Raw genomic sequence first — 15955 nt, forward strand, 5'->3', positions numbered from 1 at the left:
GCATCCTTTCAACGCCACCGCTTCGGGGAAGGGGCGGCAGGGGTGTTATCAGCTGGAGTGAGCTGGCTGCGACAGGAAGCGCATAAAGCAGGTTCGATTCTGAGAAGGCGATGTCGTGGGCCGACCCAGATTGTCGCGATGTCCAATGCGGCATTTCACTTCGATAAACTGACTTCCCTGACTGGTCAGCGCCCTGCGAAGCGTTGCCTCCAGGGCTTCTCGGCTGCCTACCGCCGTGACCTGGCGATAACCGCAGGCGGTAGCGATGGGGGCTAAGGGCAGGCGCGACGCCGCCGTCCTCTGACCGCCGACTGACTCATGGGCGCCGTTATTGATGACGATATGGATAAGCGTGGGGGAAAGGGCGCTATTGGTCAGCCCGCCCATGTGCATCAGCGTCGCGCCGTCGCCATCCAGACAGACAACTTTTTTACCCGGTCGACCTTCGCTGATACCCAGCGCTATCTGGCTGGCGAGGCCCATGCCGCCCACGGTCAGAAAATCGCGGTCATGCTCTTCGCCGCGTTGTTCACGTAGCTCGAACAGTTCGCGCGACAGCATACCGGTGGTGCTGACGATGGGGACGTCGGCCGGTAGTACGGACAGGACTTCCGCGACGATCTCCTCGCGCAGCAGCGTGCCTGACGTTCGCGACGGCTGCCCCGCTTGCTGGCAGGGGGAGAATGNATTTTTACGTACGACGAGGGCGACAGGACGTTTATCGCGTTTTGCCTGTTCCAGCAGCTGTTCTATCTGCGGGAAGTCAATATCCGGCTCACCTTTCAATATATGAAAGGGAATATTGAGTACCTCTAGCTGCGATAGCGTAACCTGACCTTGCATAACATGCTGAGGTTCGTCATTCAGTTGCGTGCCGTCGGGGTTGGTTTCACCACGCCAGCCGATAATAAATAGCATCGGGATACTGTAAACGTCTGTCGTCGCCAGTGAACAAATGGGATTAACGATATTTCCCAGTCCAGAGTTTTGTAAATAAACCACAGGTATTGAGTTTGTTGCCAACTGATAGCCAATAGCCATTCCAGCTGCTGCGCCTTCATTGCAAGCTAGCTGATGACGAATATCTTCTTTTGATCCGTCAATAGCCAGACAGAATTCTTTTAATAAAGAATCAGGGACGCCGCTGTAGAATCGAATACCTTTATGGTGTAAAAAAACCAAAAAATCATCAGGGCTAATCATGATAATTTCCTTCTTTTTTAATGATTGATTGTGTTGCTAAATTATTAGTGACCCAGTGATTATTTTGTGCCCGGAATTAAATTTAGAATCTCCTTTATAGAAATACATTTGTCTTCTATTTCTTGAGTTCGCCCATTTTTAAGAATGTGGGGAAGAATTTCGCGCATGGCCGGATAAGATGCACGCAACATATGATTGGCATAAATGATGATGTTAAAACCATTATCGACCAGGTGTTCGAACGTAATGTCATTAAAACTGGTCGGCACGCACACCAAAGGAATCTGCGGATAGTGGCTGCGAAAGACTTTTGCAAATTCGAGAATTTCATCCGGCTTTTTAAGCCGGCTGTGGATCATAATGCCGTCGGCTCCCGCCTCGACATAACGCAGCGCGCGGTCGATGGCATCGTCCATACCGGTTTCCAATATCAGGCTTTCAATACGCGCAATCAGCATAAATTCCGGCGTCAGCTGGGCCTGTTTGGCCGCTTTGATTTTGGCGCAGAAGTCGTCCACGGTGGCCTGGGTTTGTTTCACGTCATTGCCAAATAGAGAGTTTTTCTTCAGGCCGGTTTTATCCTCGATAATGATGGCGGAAATCCCCAGATTTTCGGCCTCGCGGATGTGATACACCAGATGTTCGATCTGGCCGCCGGTATCACCGTCAAAAATTAATGGGCTGTTCGTGACATTAAAAATGTCCGCGATGGAATTAAACCGGCGGCTATAATTGACTAATTCCGTATCGGGCTGACCGCGTAAAGTAGAATCGGTCAGAGAACTTGACCAAAAAGCATCAAATTTGTGATTCACGTCTCCTTTTATATATTCGGCTTCTTCAATAAGCATGGCAGATAATGGACTGTGGGCTTCCATTACGCGAATCGCTTTTTTGTTATTCAGTAGTTCCCTCAGTGCGCCACGACGAGAATCTGGTGTTTGGCCTTTATTGGCTATGCTTTTAGACATATTGATATCCTCATCAAAGTATTTCTGTCCCTATAACTCACCCCTGATCACTTAACACTGCCAAAATGACATAAGATGACCTTGGCTTACTCGTTAGTCATTTGGGTGGATTGTGTTTTTGTATTCTTATTAATAATTGCTTTCATTTCAAATCAGATCTGCTTTTGGGTTTTTTTTACAGGTATTTATATCTGCATGAAGTTAAAAGGGAAAATGGAGGTCTTGGTTAAAACAAATAGAATAAACGCCTTCTTAATCTCGCGAATAAACATGATCATATATTGTTTAAGGCAATTCCTAGATTTTGGGCCTAATGGAAATTTAAGGTTTCTTTATAAAAATGAAGATAAGAAAATAACTTCATGTTATTTATCCGGTTTAATTGTGAACTCTGGCTTTTTTGAAATTAACAAAAAATTTGAGGACCTTTATAGGAACACGCGTTTTTTATTTACCCGCGGCGACAATGATGAACCTAAAAATAGTTGAGACGTAGGAGGATTGGGCGATGACAAGGAGAGGGGGAAATGGAAGGTTCGAAGAGGAAAAAATGAGCGGAAACTTCGTTATTCTTCGTCAAAGCCGGCGTCGAAGAGTTTAACGACGGCCGCAAGCGCTTCGTTTTCGTCTGGACCGGTCGCCTCGATTTCGATTCGCCGGCCCTTGGCGGAATCCAGCATCAACATGGCGATCACGCTGCTGGCTTCCGCCTGCGTGCCGCTCTCATTGCGAAGAATGACTTCGGCATCGAAATTTTGTACCAGTTCGAATAGCTTCATCGCCGGTCTGGCGTGCATACCCAGACGATTTTTGACTTCAACGGTATGTCTTACGGTCATGATTTACGTTTTTCCAGCGTACGGTGGCGCAGTTGCACGTTTTTGCCTCTGGAGCGGAAGTAATCGGCCAACTGCTCGGCGATATACACCGAACGGTGTTTACCGCCAGTGCAACCAATGGCGACGGTAAGGTAGCTGCGATTGTTGGTTTCCAGCATCGGCAGCCACAGCTCAAGATAGCTGCGCGTCTGATAAATGAAGTTGTGCACTTCGGTATGGCGGTCCAAAAACGCCGCGACAGGTTTATCAAGTCCGGTCATGGGGCGTAGTTTGGGATCCCAGTGCGGATTTGGCAGGAAGCGGACGTCGAACACGTAGTCGGCGTCGATAGGAATGCCATGCTTGTAGCCGAATGATTCAAACACCATCGTTAGCTCGCGTTCCCGCTTGCCCAGCAGGCGGGCGCGCAGCATCTCCGCCAATTCGTGCACCGACATCTCGGAGGTGTCGATGATCAAATCAGCACGGGAGCGCAGCGGTTCCAGCAGATTGTTCTCTTCGTCGATGGCATTTTCCAGCGACAGGTTCTGGCTGGACAGCGGGTGCAGGCGACGAGTGTCGCTGTAGCGGCGGATCAGCGTATTGCGATCGGCGTCCAGAAACAGCAGCTGCGGCGAGAAGCTGCTCGGCAATCGGGTCAGCGCCTGCTCCAGCACTTCCGGCGTTTCCGGCATATTACGTACGTCAATGCTGACCGCCGCCGAGATATTCCGCGCCGCCAGGGCATTGGCCAGTTCCGGCAGCAGAATTACAGGCAGGTTGTCCACGCAGTAGAAACCCATGTCTTCCAGCGCGCGCAAGGCCACGGATTTGCCCGAGCCTGAACGACCACTGACAATCATCAGCACCATCTGACGACTCCCCTCAGGCAGCGGAATGGTGAAGGTCCTCGCTGCCACCGTTAGCTTATGTTAGTCATCCGGCCTTAGCCGGAGTTTTTACCGGACGTGAGCGTGGGCGCACGGCGTCCGCTAGTGTCATCTTCTCGGTCTGGATGCGCTCCGGCCTGTTGTTTTAGGGCTGTTCGGCGCTATCCGATTCGGTCATGATTTGATACAGCTCTTCGTCGCTCTGTGCCCCCCGCAATCGGCGGCACAGCGCCTTATCCGACAGCTGTCTGGCGACCAGCGCCAGCGTATTCAAATGGGTTTTACATTGTTCAGTGGGAACCAGCAAGGCAAACAGCAGGTCCACAGGCTGGTTATCGATGGCATCAAAGGCGACGGGTTGATCCAGATGGATGAAGACGCCCACGGCGCTCAGCGTGTCATCGTTGTCGAGTTTGCCGTGAGGGATGGCGATACCGTTGCCAATACCGGTGCTGCCCATCCGTTCCCGCGCCAGAATAGCTTCAAAGATAATCTGTGAGGGCAGATTGAGCTGTGCCGCAGCGAGTTCGCTGATGATTTCCAGAGCGCGCTTTTTACTCTGGCAGCTCACGGCGTTGCGGGTGCACTCCTGACGAAGTACGGCGCTGAGTTGCATAATGGAATCGTTATTCATTTTGTATTCACCTGACAACACTCGGGCCTCCAGCTACCAAAACGGCTCCTCTTACGAGCTTGCCGTTCCGGTCCCTGCGCCTGGAGGCGGGGGAACCAATCAGTGCTGCTTCAGTTTATCCTTATGTTTGTTTAACTGTCGCGCCAGCTTGTCGACGAGAAGATCGATCGCGGCATACATCTCTTCCGCTTCTGAAGTGGCATGCAGCTCACCGCCGTTGACGTGGATCGTGGCTTCAGCAATCTGCTGAATTTTCTCCACTTTCAGCACCACGTACACCTGATTAATGCGATCGAAATACTGTTCCAGCTTCGCAAACTTCGTATTGATAAATTCGCGCAGGGCATCGGTAATTTCAACATGGTGTCCGGTAATGTTCAGCTGCATAGCGTCTTCCTTCTCAGTTCAAGGTCAAACCAGTTGTTTACGCTGGTTGGACGGTGGGATGGATAAAGACTCGCGATATTTGGCGACGGTGCGCCGGGCCACGATGATTCCCTGATCGGAAAGCAAGGTGGTCAGCTTGCTGTCGCTCAACGGTTTGGCGGGGTTTTCCGCAGCGATTAATTTTTTGACCAACGCCCGGATGGCGGTGGACGAGGCCTCTCCGCCACTGTCCGTGTTGACGTGGCTGGAGAAAAAATATTTCAGTTCGAAGATGCCGCGCGGGCTGTGCAGGAACTTCTGCGTCGTGACGCGGGAAATCGTGGATTCGTGCATTTCCACCGCCTGGGCGATATCCGCCAGCACCATCGGCTTCATGTACTCTTCGCCGTGGTCGAAGAAGGCCTGCTGCTGTTCGACGATGCAGCGGGTCACCTTCAGCAACGTGTCGTTACGGCTTTCCAGACTTTTGATGAGCCAGCGGGCTTCCTGCAGATGGCTGCGGATGAACTGGCCGTCGCTGTCGCTGCGTGTGCTGTTGCCCAGCGCGGCATACTGCTGGTTGATTTGCAGCCGCGGTACGCTGTCGGTGTTGAGTTCGACGGACCAGCGGTCCTGCACTTTACGCACCAGGACGTCAGGAATCACGTATTCCGACTCGCCGGTGTTGATGGACTGTCCCGGACGTGGATCGAGGGATTGAATCAGGGCCAGAGCCTCTTTCAGCACGTCTTCTTTCAAACGGCTGGCGCGAATCAGCGTACGGAAGTCATGGTTCGCCAACAGGTCGAGATACTCGCTGACGATCAGCTTGGCTTCTTCCCAGCGCGGCATTTTATTGTCGAACTGGGACAGCTGCACCAGCAGGCACTCGCGCAGATCGCGCGACGCGACGCCCACCGGATCGAAACGCTGCACCCGTTTCAGGACGGCTTCCACTTCTTCCATCGTCAGCTCTTCGTTACCGACGCTGTCGCGAATTTCCTCTAAAGAAACGGTGAGGTAACCGGTGGGATCGACAGCGTCGACGATGGAGGTGGCGATGGCGGCATCGGTGTCGGAGAACGGCGTCAGCTCCNCCTGCCACATCAGATAGTCTTGCAGGGATTGTGTGGTTTCGCCCTGATAGACCGGCAGTTCGTCATCGCGGTAGTCGGTGCTGGTGCCGGAGGGCGTGCCCGCCGTGTAGATTTCATCCCAGGCGGCGTCCAGCGGCAGCTCGTCGGGCATCTCTTTCTGCTCCAGCGCTTCTCGGGTATCCAGCGCTTCGCTGCTGCTGCTTTCTTGCGTCTCGNCCTCCTCGTGGGGATCGGTTTGTTCCAGCAAGGGGTTGCTTTCCAGCGCCTGTTGAATTTCTTGCTGGAGTTCAAGCGTGGACAGCTGCAACAGGCGGATTGCCTGCTGTAACTGTGGCGTCATTGCCAGTTGCTGGCTAAGCCTGAGTTGCAAACCTTGCTTCATAAATAGCGCTAACTTCCCTTGGATAATACGAACAAAAATATGACGTCAGAGTCGGAAGCCTTCGCCCAGATAGACACGTTTGACCTGTTCGTTGGCCAATATATCCGCCGGTGATCCGTGGGCGATGAGATGGCCCTGGCTGACGATATAGGCACGTTCACAGACGTCCAACGTTTCGCGGACGTTATGGTCGGTGATGAGGACACCCAGACCGCTGTCGCGGAGGTGTTCAATAATTTTCTTGATATCTATCACCGAAATTGGGTCCACCCCGGCGAAAGGTTCATCCAGCAGGATGAACTTGGGATTGGCTGCTAGCGCTCGGGCGATTTCCACTCGACGACGCTCCCCACCGGAAAGGGATTGTCCCAGACTATCGCGTAAATGAGCAATATGAAACTCTTCCATCAGCTCATTGGCGCGGTCCGCCTGCTGTTCCTGCGTCAGATCCTTACGGATTTGCAGCACGGCCATCAGGTTATCGTAAACGCTCAACCGCCGGAAAATCGACGCCTCCTGCGGCAGGTAGCCAATGCCGCGGCGCGCGCGGTCGTGAAGCGGCAGCAGACTGATATCATCGTCATCGATAATGATGCGGCCTTCATCGCGCTGGACGATGCCGACGACCATATAGAACGTGGTGGTTTTTCCCGCGCCGTTCGGACCCAACAGGCCGACGATTTCGCCGGAATTGACCTTCAGGCTGACGTTTTCCACGACCTTACGGCCTTTGTACGCCTTAGCCAGATTTTCTGCGATTAATGTAGCCATGAGTTATTGCGTCGCTCGCTGTTGCGGTTTGGGGGCCTTGGCCGGGGCGGTGCGCTGGCCATTTTTGTCCTGCAGCTGAGAAGGCACCAGCACCGTGGTCACGCGTTTGCCTTTATCGCTGAAGGCTTCCATCTGCTGCTGTTTGACCAGATAGGTGATGCGGTCGCCTTTGACGTTGCTGTCCAACTGTTCCAGATAGGCGTTGCCCGTCAGAATCACGTTGTCCTTATCCAGCTCGTAGCGCATTTTCTGTGAATGGCCTTTGACCGGCTTTCCGTTGTCCTGCATCTGATAGAACGTCGCCGGATTCCCGAATCCTTCGATGACTTCGCGACCTTGCTGCCCTTGCGGACGGGTGACGACGACTTTGTCCGCCTGAACCTTGATCGATCCCTGCGTGACGATGACATTGCCGGTGAAAGTCACGACGTTGCCCTGCATGTCCAACGACTGCTGGTCGGAGTCGATATGAATCGGCTGATCGGTATCACCGGTCAGCGCCAATACCGGCATGCTGGCGGAAAACAGCGAGCTGGCGATCAGCGTGTAGCGCAGTGCTTTATTGATTTTTTGGAATTTCATAGGAGGTTTTTACCTTTTCGATCAACTCTGCTGTCTTGTTGCGCAGATTTCCGCGCATTTTTAAACCATTGGAGGTAAAGCTGGCACCGTACAGCGTGACTTCATCATCGGATGAGACATCCTGGGTGACCAGGTTTACTTGGGCATTCTCTGTTTTGACCCGTTCCAGCTGCGAATCTGTCGTCAGACTGTTCATCTCGACATGGCCGTACAGATACAGCATGCGGTCCTTAGTCAGTTTGGCCCGATCCGAGCGGACTGACCAGGTGGCGACGCCTAATTCGTTGTACATCGTGGCCACTGGCTGGGTGAACCAGGTCAACTGGTCATTTTCGTAATATTCGGCTTTTTCAGTCACCAGCTTGTAGGCCAGTTTTCCCGTTGGGTCATACACCACGGTGAGGTTTTGCTGAGTGGTATAGGTCGGCGCGTTGCTCTCCGACACGGCGGGCGTTGCGTCATCGTTGGTACCGGTCAGATTCAGGCCGATCAACACCAGTGCGATCAGGGCCAGCAGGACGGTCAGCCAGCGCTTTGTTTTATTCATATCGACAACCCTTTAGCGAACTCCAGCTTGTCCTGCGCCTGCAAAATCAGGTCGCAAATCTCGCGTACGGCGCCGCGCCCGCCTGCGGTGCGCGTCACATAATCCGAGCGGGGCAACAGCAGCGGATGGGCATCCGCCACCGCGACGCTCAGTCCGACTTCCGCCATCACCGGCCAGTCGATCAAATCGTCGCCGATATAGGCGACCTGATGGGCCTCAAGCGCCAGTTTATCCAACAGCTCGCGGAAGGCCAAAAGCTTATCAGACTGTCCCTGATATAGGTGAGAAATCCCCAGGGTCTTGCAGCGGTCTTCCAGGAGCTTGGCTGAACGACCGGTAATAATGGCGACATCGATATCGGATGTCAGCAGGCAGCGGATGCCGTAGCCGTCCCGAACGTTGAACGTTTTCAGTTCTTCGCCTTGATTACCCATGTAGATCAGGCCGTCGGATAGCACGCCGTCCACATCGCAGATAAGCAGTCGGATTTCTCGGGCTTTGCCCATCACCGCAGCGGCGACGGGGCCGTAGCAGGTCTCGGTATTCGGCGGGGTTTCACTCATTTCACGCTTGTCCTTGGTTTACAGCCGGGTTGAAGTCGTTGGGTCAACGCTTAGATGACGGCGTGGCTGGATTAAACCACACCTGCACGCAGCATGTCGTGCATATGCACGACGCCGACCAGGCGATCGTCTTGAGCGACCATCAATGCCGTCACATGACGCGACTGCATCAGGTTCAGCGCATCCACGGCCAGCATTTGCGAGGTGACGCGGATACCGCCAGCGGTCATGACGTCGACGATGCGCGCGCTGTTCAGATCGATATTCAGATCGAAAATACGGCGCAGGTCGCCATCGGTGAATATCCCCTCGATAGTGCCGTCAGGGGCGCAGATGGCGGTCATCCCCAGGTTCTTACGGGTGATCTCCAGCAACGCATCGCGCAGGGACGCATCGCGAGGAACGCGGGGGATTTCGTCGCCGGTGTGCATGATATCGTTCACCCGCAGTAACAGTTTGCGGCCAAGTGCTCCACCCGGATGGGACAGAGCGAAATCCTCCGCGGTAAATCCCCGGGCCTGTAACAGCGCCACGGCAATCGCATCGCCCATTACCAGCGTAGCAGTTGTGCTGGAGGTGGGGGCCAGACCCAGCGGGCAGGCTTCCTGCGAAACATGGATGCAGAGATGGTGGTCGGCGGCTTTTCCCATGGTGCTGTCCGGATTGCCGGTCATGCAGATTAACGGGACGTGCAGACGTTTGAGTACGGGGATCAAGGCCAGAATCTCATGGGATTCGCCGGAGTTGGAGATGGCGATAACGATATCCTGCGCGGTAATCATTCCCAGATCGCCGTGGCTGGCCTCGCCGGGATGCACGAAGAAGGATGGGGTGCCGGTACTGGCGAAGGTCGCGGCGATCTTGCAGCCGATATGACCGGATTTTCCCATCCCCATCACGACGACTTTGCCCGCGCAGCGGAAAATCATCTCGCAGACGCGGGTGAAATTATCATCAATATATTGATCCAATTGCGCCAACGTTTCGCGCTCAATGGATAAAACCTGTTTCCCTGCGCTCTGGAAATCGAAATTGGAGGGTAGCTCAAAGTGTGACATGCAAAACGTCCTGCGTGGCCGTTAAGGCCCGGCTATGAAAAAAAGAACAGCACGGTGAGGTAAGCGATAAACGCGCACAGCAATAGCGCGCCCGCGCCCTGACCGATGCACCGTTTCTGGCGTAGACACAATGCCGCCAGCAGTACGCTGGCCCCCAGCATCACCCAATAGTCGCGGCTGAATGCCAGGGGGTTCAACGCGCCGGGAGAAAGCAGCGCCGGTACGCCCAGCACAATGCCGATGTTGAAAATGTTGGAGCCGATGAGGTTGCCGAGCGCAATATCGTCCTCTTTCTTCAGCGTGCCGACGATCGCGGTGGCGAGTTCCGGCAGGCTGGTGCCGATAGCCAGCACCGTCAGACCGATAGTCAATTCGCTGATATTGAAGCTGCGGGCGATCACGGTAGCGTTGTCCACGACGATGCGGGTCGCCATCGGCAGAATAATGACGCCCAGTACCAGCCACAGCAAGGCGACGGTAGCGTTATTGTCTCGCGGCAGCTCATCCATCTGCTCGCGCGTGAGGCTATCAACGCCCGCTTGTTGGGCCGTGCGGGCCATGCGCAATATCAGCGTAATGGAGACCGTGGCGGCCAGCAGCAGTATCACGCCGTCCAGTCGGCTGAGAACATGGTCGTACAGCAGCGCTCCGCACAACGCGGTGACGATTAACATCAGCGGCAGTTCCCGGCGCACCAGCACCGAATGGAAGGTCAGCGGGCGTATCAACGTGGCGCTGCCGAGGATCAGCAGAATGTTGGCGATATTGGAGCCGAGCACGTTGCCCACCGCCATATCGATCTGGTGGTTCATCGCCGCGGTGACTGAGACCATCAGTTCCGGCAACGAGGTACCCAGTCCTACAATCGTGATGCCGATCACCATCGGCGGAATGCCGAAGCCGCGGGCCAATACGGCAGCGCCGTAAACCAGACGGTCGGCACCATAAACCAGCAGAATCAAACCAACAATCAAGAGTACTGTCGCAAAAAGCATGCAGCGTCCTTTCTTCAGGTATAATCACCGGTTTATTGGCGCACAAACCAGTATTTTTGGGACGAAGAGTGAATAAAAAAATCATTTTTCATCTTTGGCGCTAATTTTGACTGTGTAGTGTGAAAAAGTAAAACCAATGGCAACTTTGGTCACGAATTAGTGATGGCCGTTTGTCACAGTGAATGCCCGATGCGTCATCCGGCGTTGAAGGGCGGTTCAACAGACGGTCTTAATGCTGATGACTGCGCCGAACGCGCAGTCGGAAAGGAAACACATGATGAATCCCGAAGTCTCTAACCTGGTTGAAGTTCGCGGGCTCAGTTTTCGCCGGGGGAATCGGCAGATTTTTAGCGATATCTCCCTGAACGTCCCTAAACGCAAAGTGACGGCCATCATGGGGCCGTCCGGCATCGGCAAAACCACGCTGCTGCGCCTGATTGGCGGCCAGCTGCCGCCGGATCAGGGCGAAGTCTGGTTCGACGGCGAAAATATTCCTACGCTTTCTCGTTCCGGGCTGTACGAAGCCCGTAAAAAAATGAGCATGCTGTTTCAATCCGGCGCGCTGTTTACCGATCTCAACGTGTTCGACAATGTCGCCTGGCCGCTGCGGGAACACAGCCAGCTTCCGCCGGAATTATTGCACACTATCGTGATGATGAAGCTCGAAGCGGTGGGGCTGCGCGGAGCCGCCTTTATGATGCCGTCCGAATTATCCGGCGGCATGGCGCGGCGGGCGGCGCTGGCGCGGGCTATCGCGCTCGATCCGCAGCTCATCATGTTCGACGAGCCGTTCGTTGGGCAGGACCCCATTACGATGGGCGTGCTGGTCAAACTGATCGATGAACTCAATCATGCGCTCGGTGTCACCTGTATTGTGGTCTCCCACGACGTCCCTGAAGTGCTGAGCATTGCGGATTATGCTTACATCATCGCTGATCAGCGCGTCGTCGCTGAGGGTTCGCCTGACGAATTGCAACACAATGACGACCCGCGCGTGCGTCAGTTCCTGGACGGTATCGCCGACGGGCCGGTGCCTTTCCGCTATCCTGCGGGAGATTACACGCGCGAACTGTTGAAAGCTGGGAGTTAATTTATTCATGCTATTTCAGGCATTAGCGTCTTTTGGACGCGTCGGCATCAACGTTTGTATGTCGTTCGGACGTGCGGGACTCATGCTGTTCAATGCGTTGGTGGGGAAACCAGAACCGGCCAGGCAGTGGCCGTTGCTGCGCCGTCAGCTCTACAGCGTGGGAGTGCAATCGCTGTTGATCATCATGGTGTCCGGCCTCTTTATCGGTATGGTGCTGGGGCTGCAGGGCTATCTGGTCCTGACGACCTACAGCGCGGAGGCCAGCCTCGGCATGATGGTGTCGCTGTCGCTGCTGCGCGAGCTGGGGCCGGTGGTGACCGCGCTGCTGTTCGCCGGTCGCGCCGGGTCTGCCCTGACGGCGGAAATCGGTCTGATGAAGGCTACGGAGCAGCTGTCCAGCATGGAAATGATGGCGGTGGATCCGTTGCGCCGCGTCGTTGCGCCGCGATTCTGGGCTGGCGTGATGACGATGCCACTACTGACGGTGATTTTCGTCGCCGTGGGGATTTGGGGCGGCGCGCTGGTCGGCGTGGACTGGAAAGGCATCGACAGCGGCTTTTTCTGGTCGGCGATGCAAGGGGCGGTCGAATGGCGGCTGGATATCGTAAACTGCATGCTGAAAAGTCTGGCCTTTGCGATCACCGTGACCTGGATCGCTCTGTTTAACGGATATGACGCCATCCCGACGTCGGAGGGAATCAGCCGTGCAACGACGCGAACCGTCGTGCATTCATCGCTGGCGGTTCTGGGATTGGATTTTTTGCTGACAGCACTGATGTTTGGGAACTAAGTGATGCAAACGAAGAAACATGAAATCTGGGTCGGCGTGTTTATGCTTATTGCGCTGGGCGCCATCATTTTTATCTGTCTGAAGGTCGCCGATCTGAACACGCTGGGACACCAGCAGACGTACCGTTTATCGGCGACATTCGATAACATCGGCGGACTGAAAACGCGTTCGCCGGTGAAAGTCGGCGGCGTCGTCATCGGTCGAGTGGACAGTATCGAGCTGGATCCTAACACCTACCTGCCGCGCGTTACGATGGCGATCGACAAGCGCTACGACCATATTCCCGATACCAGTTCATTGGCGATTCGTACGTCGGGCCTGCTGGGAGAACAGTATCTGGCGCTGAATATGGGCTTCGAAGACCCGGATATGGGGACGTCGATCCTCAAGGACGGCGGTATCATCCAGGACACCAAATCGGCGATGGTGCTGGAAGACCTCATCGGGCAGTTCCTATATAAGAGCGGCGGCAGCAACGAGCATACTGAGCCGAACGGCAGTGCGCCAGCCAGCGCTCCGGAATCCCAGAACAACCCCGTGACTCCACATTCTTAAGAGGATACCTGCATGTTGAAACGTTTACTCATGGCGGCGGCGCTGCTGGTGATGGCCCCCGCGGCGCTTGCCGCCGACCAGACTAACCCATACAGCCTGATGGCCGACGCCGCACAGAAAACCTTTGACCGCCTGAAGAATGAACAGCCGGGTATCCGTCAGAATCCCAATTACCTGCGCAATATCGTACGTGAAGAGCTGCTGCCCTATGTGCAGGTGAAATACGCCGGCGCGCTGGTGCTGGGACAATATTACAAGGGCGCGACGCCCGCCCAACGCGAAGCCTACTTCAAGGCGTTCTCCGCTTATCTGGAACAAGCCTACGGTCAGGCGCTGGCGCTGTATCACGGTCAGACCTACCAGATCGCGCCCCAGCAGCCGCTGGGGGATGCCAACATCGTATCTATCCGCGTGACGATCGTTGATAACGGCGGACGCCCGCCGGTGCGGCTGGACTTCCAGTGGCGCAAGAACAGTCAGACCGGTCACTGGCAGGCCTATGACATGATCGCCGAAGGCGTGAGCATGATTACGACTAAACAGAACGAATGGGCGTCGATACTGCGCCAGCAGGGTGTCGACGGCCTGACCCGCCAGCTGCAAATTTCTGCGCAGCAGCCGATCACGCTGGACCAGAAAAATGGCTGATCCGCTGAGCTGGCAATCGCAGGAAGGCACGCTGACGCTGAAAGGCGATTTGGATCGTGAAACGTTGCTGCCGCTTTGGCAACAGCGCGAGGCGTTGCTGGAGAACGTGGTCGGATTGGACGTCAGCCAGCTACAGCGGGTGGACTCCGCGGGTCTGGCGCTGTTGGTGCATTTTTATCATCAGCAGACGCAGAAGGGCCGCGAGCTGCGGATTATCGGGGTGAGCGACCGGCTGAAAACGCTGATCGATCTGTATAACCTGAACGACGTCATTCCGGTGCAATTAACCTGCTAATGCACGGTGTTTCCGGCCCTTCGTCCCCTGTTGCCTTTTGCGCAACGGGGGATTTCTTTTGTTTAAGATAGCGGCGGATTCCTCTAAGATACCCGCTGTTTATCATCCCCCCAGACGTAGAATCGAGAGCGATGGAAAATAAAGAAATCGAATCTGTGCTGATGAGCGCATTGGCACTTCAGGAAGTTCATGCATCCGGCGATGGAAGCCATTTTCAGGTGATTGTGGTCGGTGATTTATTCGCCGGCATGAGCCGCGTTAAACAGCAGCAGACGGTCTATGCGCCGTTGATGGAATATATCGCGGACAACCGTATTCACGCCCTGTCAATCAAGGCTTATACCCCCGAAGAGTGGCAGCGCGATCGCAAGCTCAGCGGCTTCTAAATAGCGCGGCGCTATTGAACTGAATTATTGAGAAATCGTCACTATGGATAAATTTCGTGTGCAGGGGCCGACCCGGCTCTCTGGTGAAGTCACTATCTCCGGCGCTAAAAATGCGGCTTTGCCGATCCTGTTTGCCGCTCTGTTGGCTGAAGAACCGGTAGAAATACAGAATGTCCCGAAACTGCGGGATATCGACACCACGATGAAGCTGCTCGGACAACTCGGCGCTCGTGTGGAACGCAACGGTTCCGTCCATGTCGATGCCAGCGGCGTCAACGTTTTTTGCGCCCCTTACGAGCTGGTGAAAACCATGCGCGCCTCTATCTGGGCCTTGGGGCCGCTAGTGGCACGCTTCGGTCAGGGACAGGTTTCATTGCCGGGCGGATGCGCTATCGGCGCGCGTCCGGTCGACCTGCATATCAACGGTCTGGAGCAGCTTGGCGCGAAGATTACCCTGGAAGAAGGGTACGTTAAGGCCCATGTTGATGGACGTTTGCAGGGTGCGCATATCGTCATGGATAAGGTTAGCGTGGGCGCCACGGTGACGATCATGAGCGCGGCTACGCTCGCAGAAGGTCAGACGATTATCGAGAATGCGGCCCGTGAGCCGGAAATTGTCGATACGGCCAACTTCTTGAATACGCTGGGCGCCAAAATAAGCGGCGCGGGCAGCGACCGTATTGTCATCGATGGGGTAGCGCGTCTGGGCGGCGGCGTTTATCGCGTGCTGCCTGACCGCATCGAAACCGGCACTTTCCTGATTGCCGGCGCGATCTCTCGCGGTAAAGTCGTCTGCCACAGCACGCGTCCTGATACGCTGGATGCGGTGCTGGCCAAGCTGCGCGAAGCCGGAGCGGATATCGAAATCGGCGAAGACTGGATTAGTCTGGACATGCATGGTCAGCGTCCTAAAGCCGTGACGATCCGCACCGCGCCGCACCCTGGCTTCCCAACCGATATGCAGGCGCAGTTCAGCCTGCTGAACCTGGTGGCGGAAGGCACTGGCGTGATCACGGAAACCATTTTCGAAAACCGCTTCATGCATATCCCTGAGCTGATTCGTATGGGCGCGCAGGCGGAGATTGAGAGCAACACCGTTATCTGCCACGGCGTGGAAAAACTCTCGGGCGCACAGGTGATGGCGACCGACCTACGGGCATCGGCGAGTCTGGTGCTGGCGGGCTGTATCGCGGAAGGCGCGACGCTGGTCGATCGCATCTATCACATCGATCGCGGTTATGAGCGCATCGAAGATAAGCTGCGTGGTCTTGGCGCGAACATTGAACGCATCGCGGGCGCGGAGTAAGTTTCTCC

At 55.2% G+C, this 15955-nt stretch carries 20 protein-coding genes; 7 read left to right on the forward strand and 13 right to left on the reverse strand.

Annotated features, from left to right (window positions below; translation table 11 throughout):
- Window positions 1–48: 48 nt before the first annotated feature.
- The 13 genes from aepY to SB13_RS12635 all read right to left on the reverse strand — a co-directional run bounded on the left by aepY (window position 49) and on the right by SB13_RS12635 (window position 10877).
- On the reverse strand, window positions 49–1203 hold the full coding sequence (aepY, locus tag SB13_RS12570; RefSeq protein WP_026740684.1) for a phosphonopyruvate decarboxylase: 1155 nt from the start codon (window positions 1201–1203) through the stop codon (window positions 49–51).
- A gap of 59 nt (window positions 1204–1262) precedes the next feature.
- Window positions 1263–2174: a phosphoenolpyruvate mutase gene (gene aepX / locus SB13_RS12575; RefSeq protein WP_026740685.1), complete on the reverse strand. Its 912-nt coding sequence runs from the start codon at window positions 2172–2174 to the stop codon at window positions 1263–1265.
- Between the two features lie 566 nt (window positions 2175–2740).
- A complete protein-coding gene (npr, locus tag SB13_RS12585) occupies window positions 2741–3013 on the reverse strand; it encodes a PTS phosphocarrier protein NPr (protein ID WP_026740687.1) in 273 nt (90 codons plus the stop codon).
- A complete protein-coding gene (rapZ, locus tag SB13_RS12590; RefSeq protein WP_026740688.1) occupies window positions 3010–3864 on the reverse strand; it encodes an RNase adapter RapZ in 855 nt (284 codons plus the stop codon). The genes npr and rapZ overlap by 4 nt, the downstream gene beginning before the upstream one ends.
- Window positions 3865–4027: 163 nt before the next feature.
- Window positions 4028–4516, reverse strand: coding sequence for a PTS IIA-like nitrogen regulatory protein PtsN (gene ptsN, locus SB13_RS12595; protein WP_026740689.1), 489 nt, complete (start codon window positions 4514–4516; stop codon window positions 4028–4030).
- A 99-nt stretch (window positions 4517–4615) separates the two neighbouring features.
- Entirely contained in the window at window positions 4616–4903 is a 288-nt protein-coding gene (gene hpf, locus SB13_RS12600) for a ribosome hibernation promoting factor (protein ID WP_026740690.1), read from the reverse strand.
- A 24-nt stretch (window positions 4904–4927) separates the two neighbouring features.
- A complete protein-coding gene (rpoN, locus tag SB13_RS12605) occupies window positions 4928–6361 on the reverse strand; it encodes an RNA polymerase factor sigma-54 (protein WP_026740691.1) in 1434 nt (477 codons plus the stop codon).
- A gap of 45 nt (window positions 6362–6406) precedes the next feature.
- A complete protein-coding gene (lptB, locus tag SB13_RS12610) occupies window positions 6407–7132 on the reverse strand; it encodes an LPS export ABC transporter ATP-binding protein (protein WP_026740692.1) in 726 nt (241 codons plus the stop codon).
- A gap of 3 nt (window positions 7133–7135) precedes the next feature.
- Window positions 7136–7714, reverse strand: coding sequence for a lipopolysaccharide ABC transporter substrate-binding protein LptA (lptA, locus tag SB13_RS12615; RefSeq protein WP_026740693.1), 579 nt, complete (start codon window positions 7712–7714; stop codon window positions 7136–7138).
- Window positions 7692–8261 carry an LPS export ABC transporter periplasmic protein LptC gene (lptC, locus tag SB13_RS12620; RefSeq protein ID WP_026740694.1) on the reverse strand — a complete coding sequence of 190 codons (570 nt, stop codon included), beginning with the start codon at window positions 8259–8261 and terminating at the stop codon, window positions 7692–7694. The genes lptA and lptC overlap by 23 nt, the downstream gene beginning before the upstream one ends.
- Entirely contained in the window at window positions 8258–8824 is a 567-nt protein-coding gene (kdsC, locus tag SB13_RS12625) for a 3-deoxy-manno-octulosonate-8-phosphatase KdsC (RefSeq protein ID WP_026740695.1), read from the reverse strand. The genes lptC and kdsC overlap by 4 nt, the downstream gene beginning before the upstream one ends.
- A gap of 71 nt (window positions 8825–8895) precedes the next feature.
- Complete coding sequence (gene kdsD / locus SB13_RS12630; RefSeq protein WP_026740696.1) at window positions 8896–9882, reverse strand: arabinose-5-phosphate isomerase KdsD; 987 nt, start codon at window positions 9880–9882, stop codon at window positions 8896–8898.
- Between the two features lie 32 nt (window positions 9883–9914).
- Window positions 9915–10877: a calcium/sodium antiporter gene (locus tag SB13_RS12635; RefSeq protein WP_026740697.1), complete on the reverse strand. Its 963-nt coding sequence runs from the start codon at window positions 10875–10877 to the stop codon at window positions 9915–9917.
- Window positions 10878–11154: 277 nt separating this feature from the next.
- Here SB13_RS12635 and mlaF point away from each other — a divergent pair, with 277 nt between their 5' ends.
- The 7 genes from mlaF (at window position 11155) to murA (ending at window position 15947) form a co-directional block, all read left to right on the forward strand.
- Window positions 11155–11967 carry a phospholipid ABC transporter ATP-binding protein MlaF gene (gene mlaF, locus SB13_RS12640; RefSeq protein ID WP_026740698.1) on the forward strand — a complete coding sequence of 271 codons (813 nt, stop codon included), beginning with the start codon at window positions 11155–11157 and terminating at the stop codon, window positions 11965–11967.
- 7 nt (window positions 11968–11974) lie between these two features.
- Window positions 11975–12757 (forward strand): lipid asymmetry maintenance ABC transporter permease subunit MlaE, encoded by a 783-nt coding sequence (gene mlaE, locus SB13_RS12645; protein WP_026740699.1) that lies wholly within the window; start codon window positions 11975–11977, stop codon window positions 12755–12757.
- 3 nt (window positions 12758–12760) lie between these two features.
- The gene (gene mlaD, locus SB13_RS12650; RefSeq protein ID WP_026740700.1) at window positions 12761–13312 is read left to right on the forward strand and encodes an outer membrane lipid asymmetry maintenance protein MlaD; all 552 of its coding nucleotides are present in this window, start codon (window positions 12761–12763) and stop codon (window positions 13310–13312) included.
- 12 nt (window positions 13313–13324) lie between these two features.
- Window positions 13325–13960 carry a phospholipid-binding protein MlaC gene (mlaC, locus tag SB13_RS12655; protein ID WP_026740701.1) on the forward strand — a complete coding sequence of 212 codons (636 nt, stop codon included), beginning with the start codon at window positions 13325–13327 and terminating at the stop codon, window positions 13958–13960.
- Window positions 13953–14255, forward strand: a complete 303-nt coding sequence (mlaB, locus tag SB13_RS12660) for a lipid asymmetry maintenance protein MlaB (protein ID WP_026740702.1) — start codon at window positions 13953–13955, stop codon at window positions 14253–14255. Before mlaC ends, mlaB begins: the two co-directional genes overlap by 8 nt.
- Window positions 14256–14386: 131 nt before the next feature.
- Window positions 14387–14641, forward strand: coding sequence for a BolA family iron metabolism protein IbaG (gene ibaG, locus SB13_RS12665; RefSeq protein ID WP_026740703.1), 255 nt, complete (start codon window positions 14387–14389; stop codon window positions 14639–14641).
- 43 nt (window positions 14642–14684) lie between these two features.
- Window positions 14685–15947 carry a UDP-N-acetylglucosamine 1-carboxyvinyltransferase gene (gene murA / locus SB13_RS12670; RefSeq protein WP_026740704.1) on the forward strand — a complete coding sequence of 421 codons (1263 nt, stop codon included), beginning with the start codon at window positions 14685–14687 and terminating at the stop codon, window positions 15945–15947.
- Window positions 15948–15955: the final 8 nt, after the last annotated feature.

This window comes from Lonsdalea quercina subsp. quercina (assembly GCF_000688695.1).
Lineage (GTDB): Bacteria > Pseudomonadota > Gammaproteobacteria > Enterobacterales > Enterobacteriaceae > Lonsdalea > Lonsdalea quercina_D.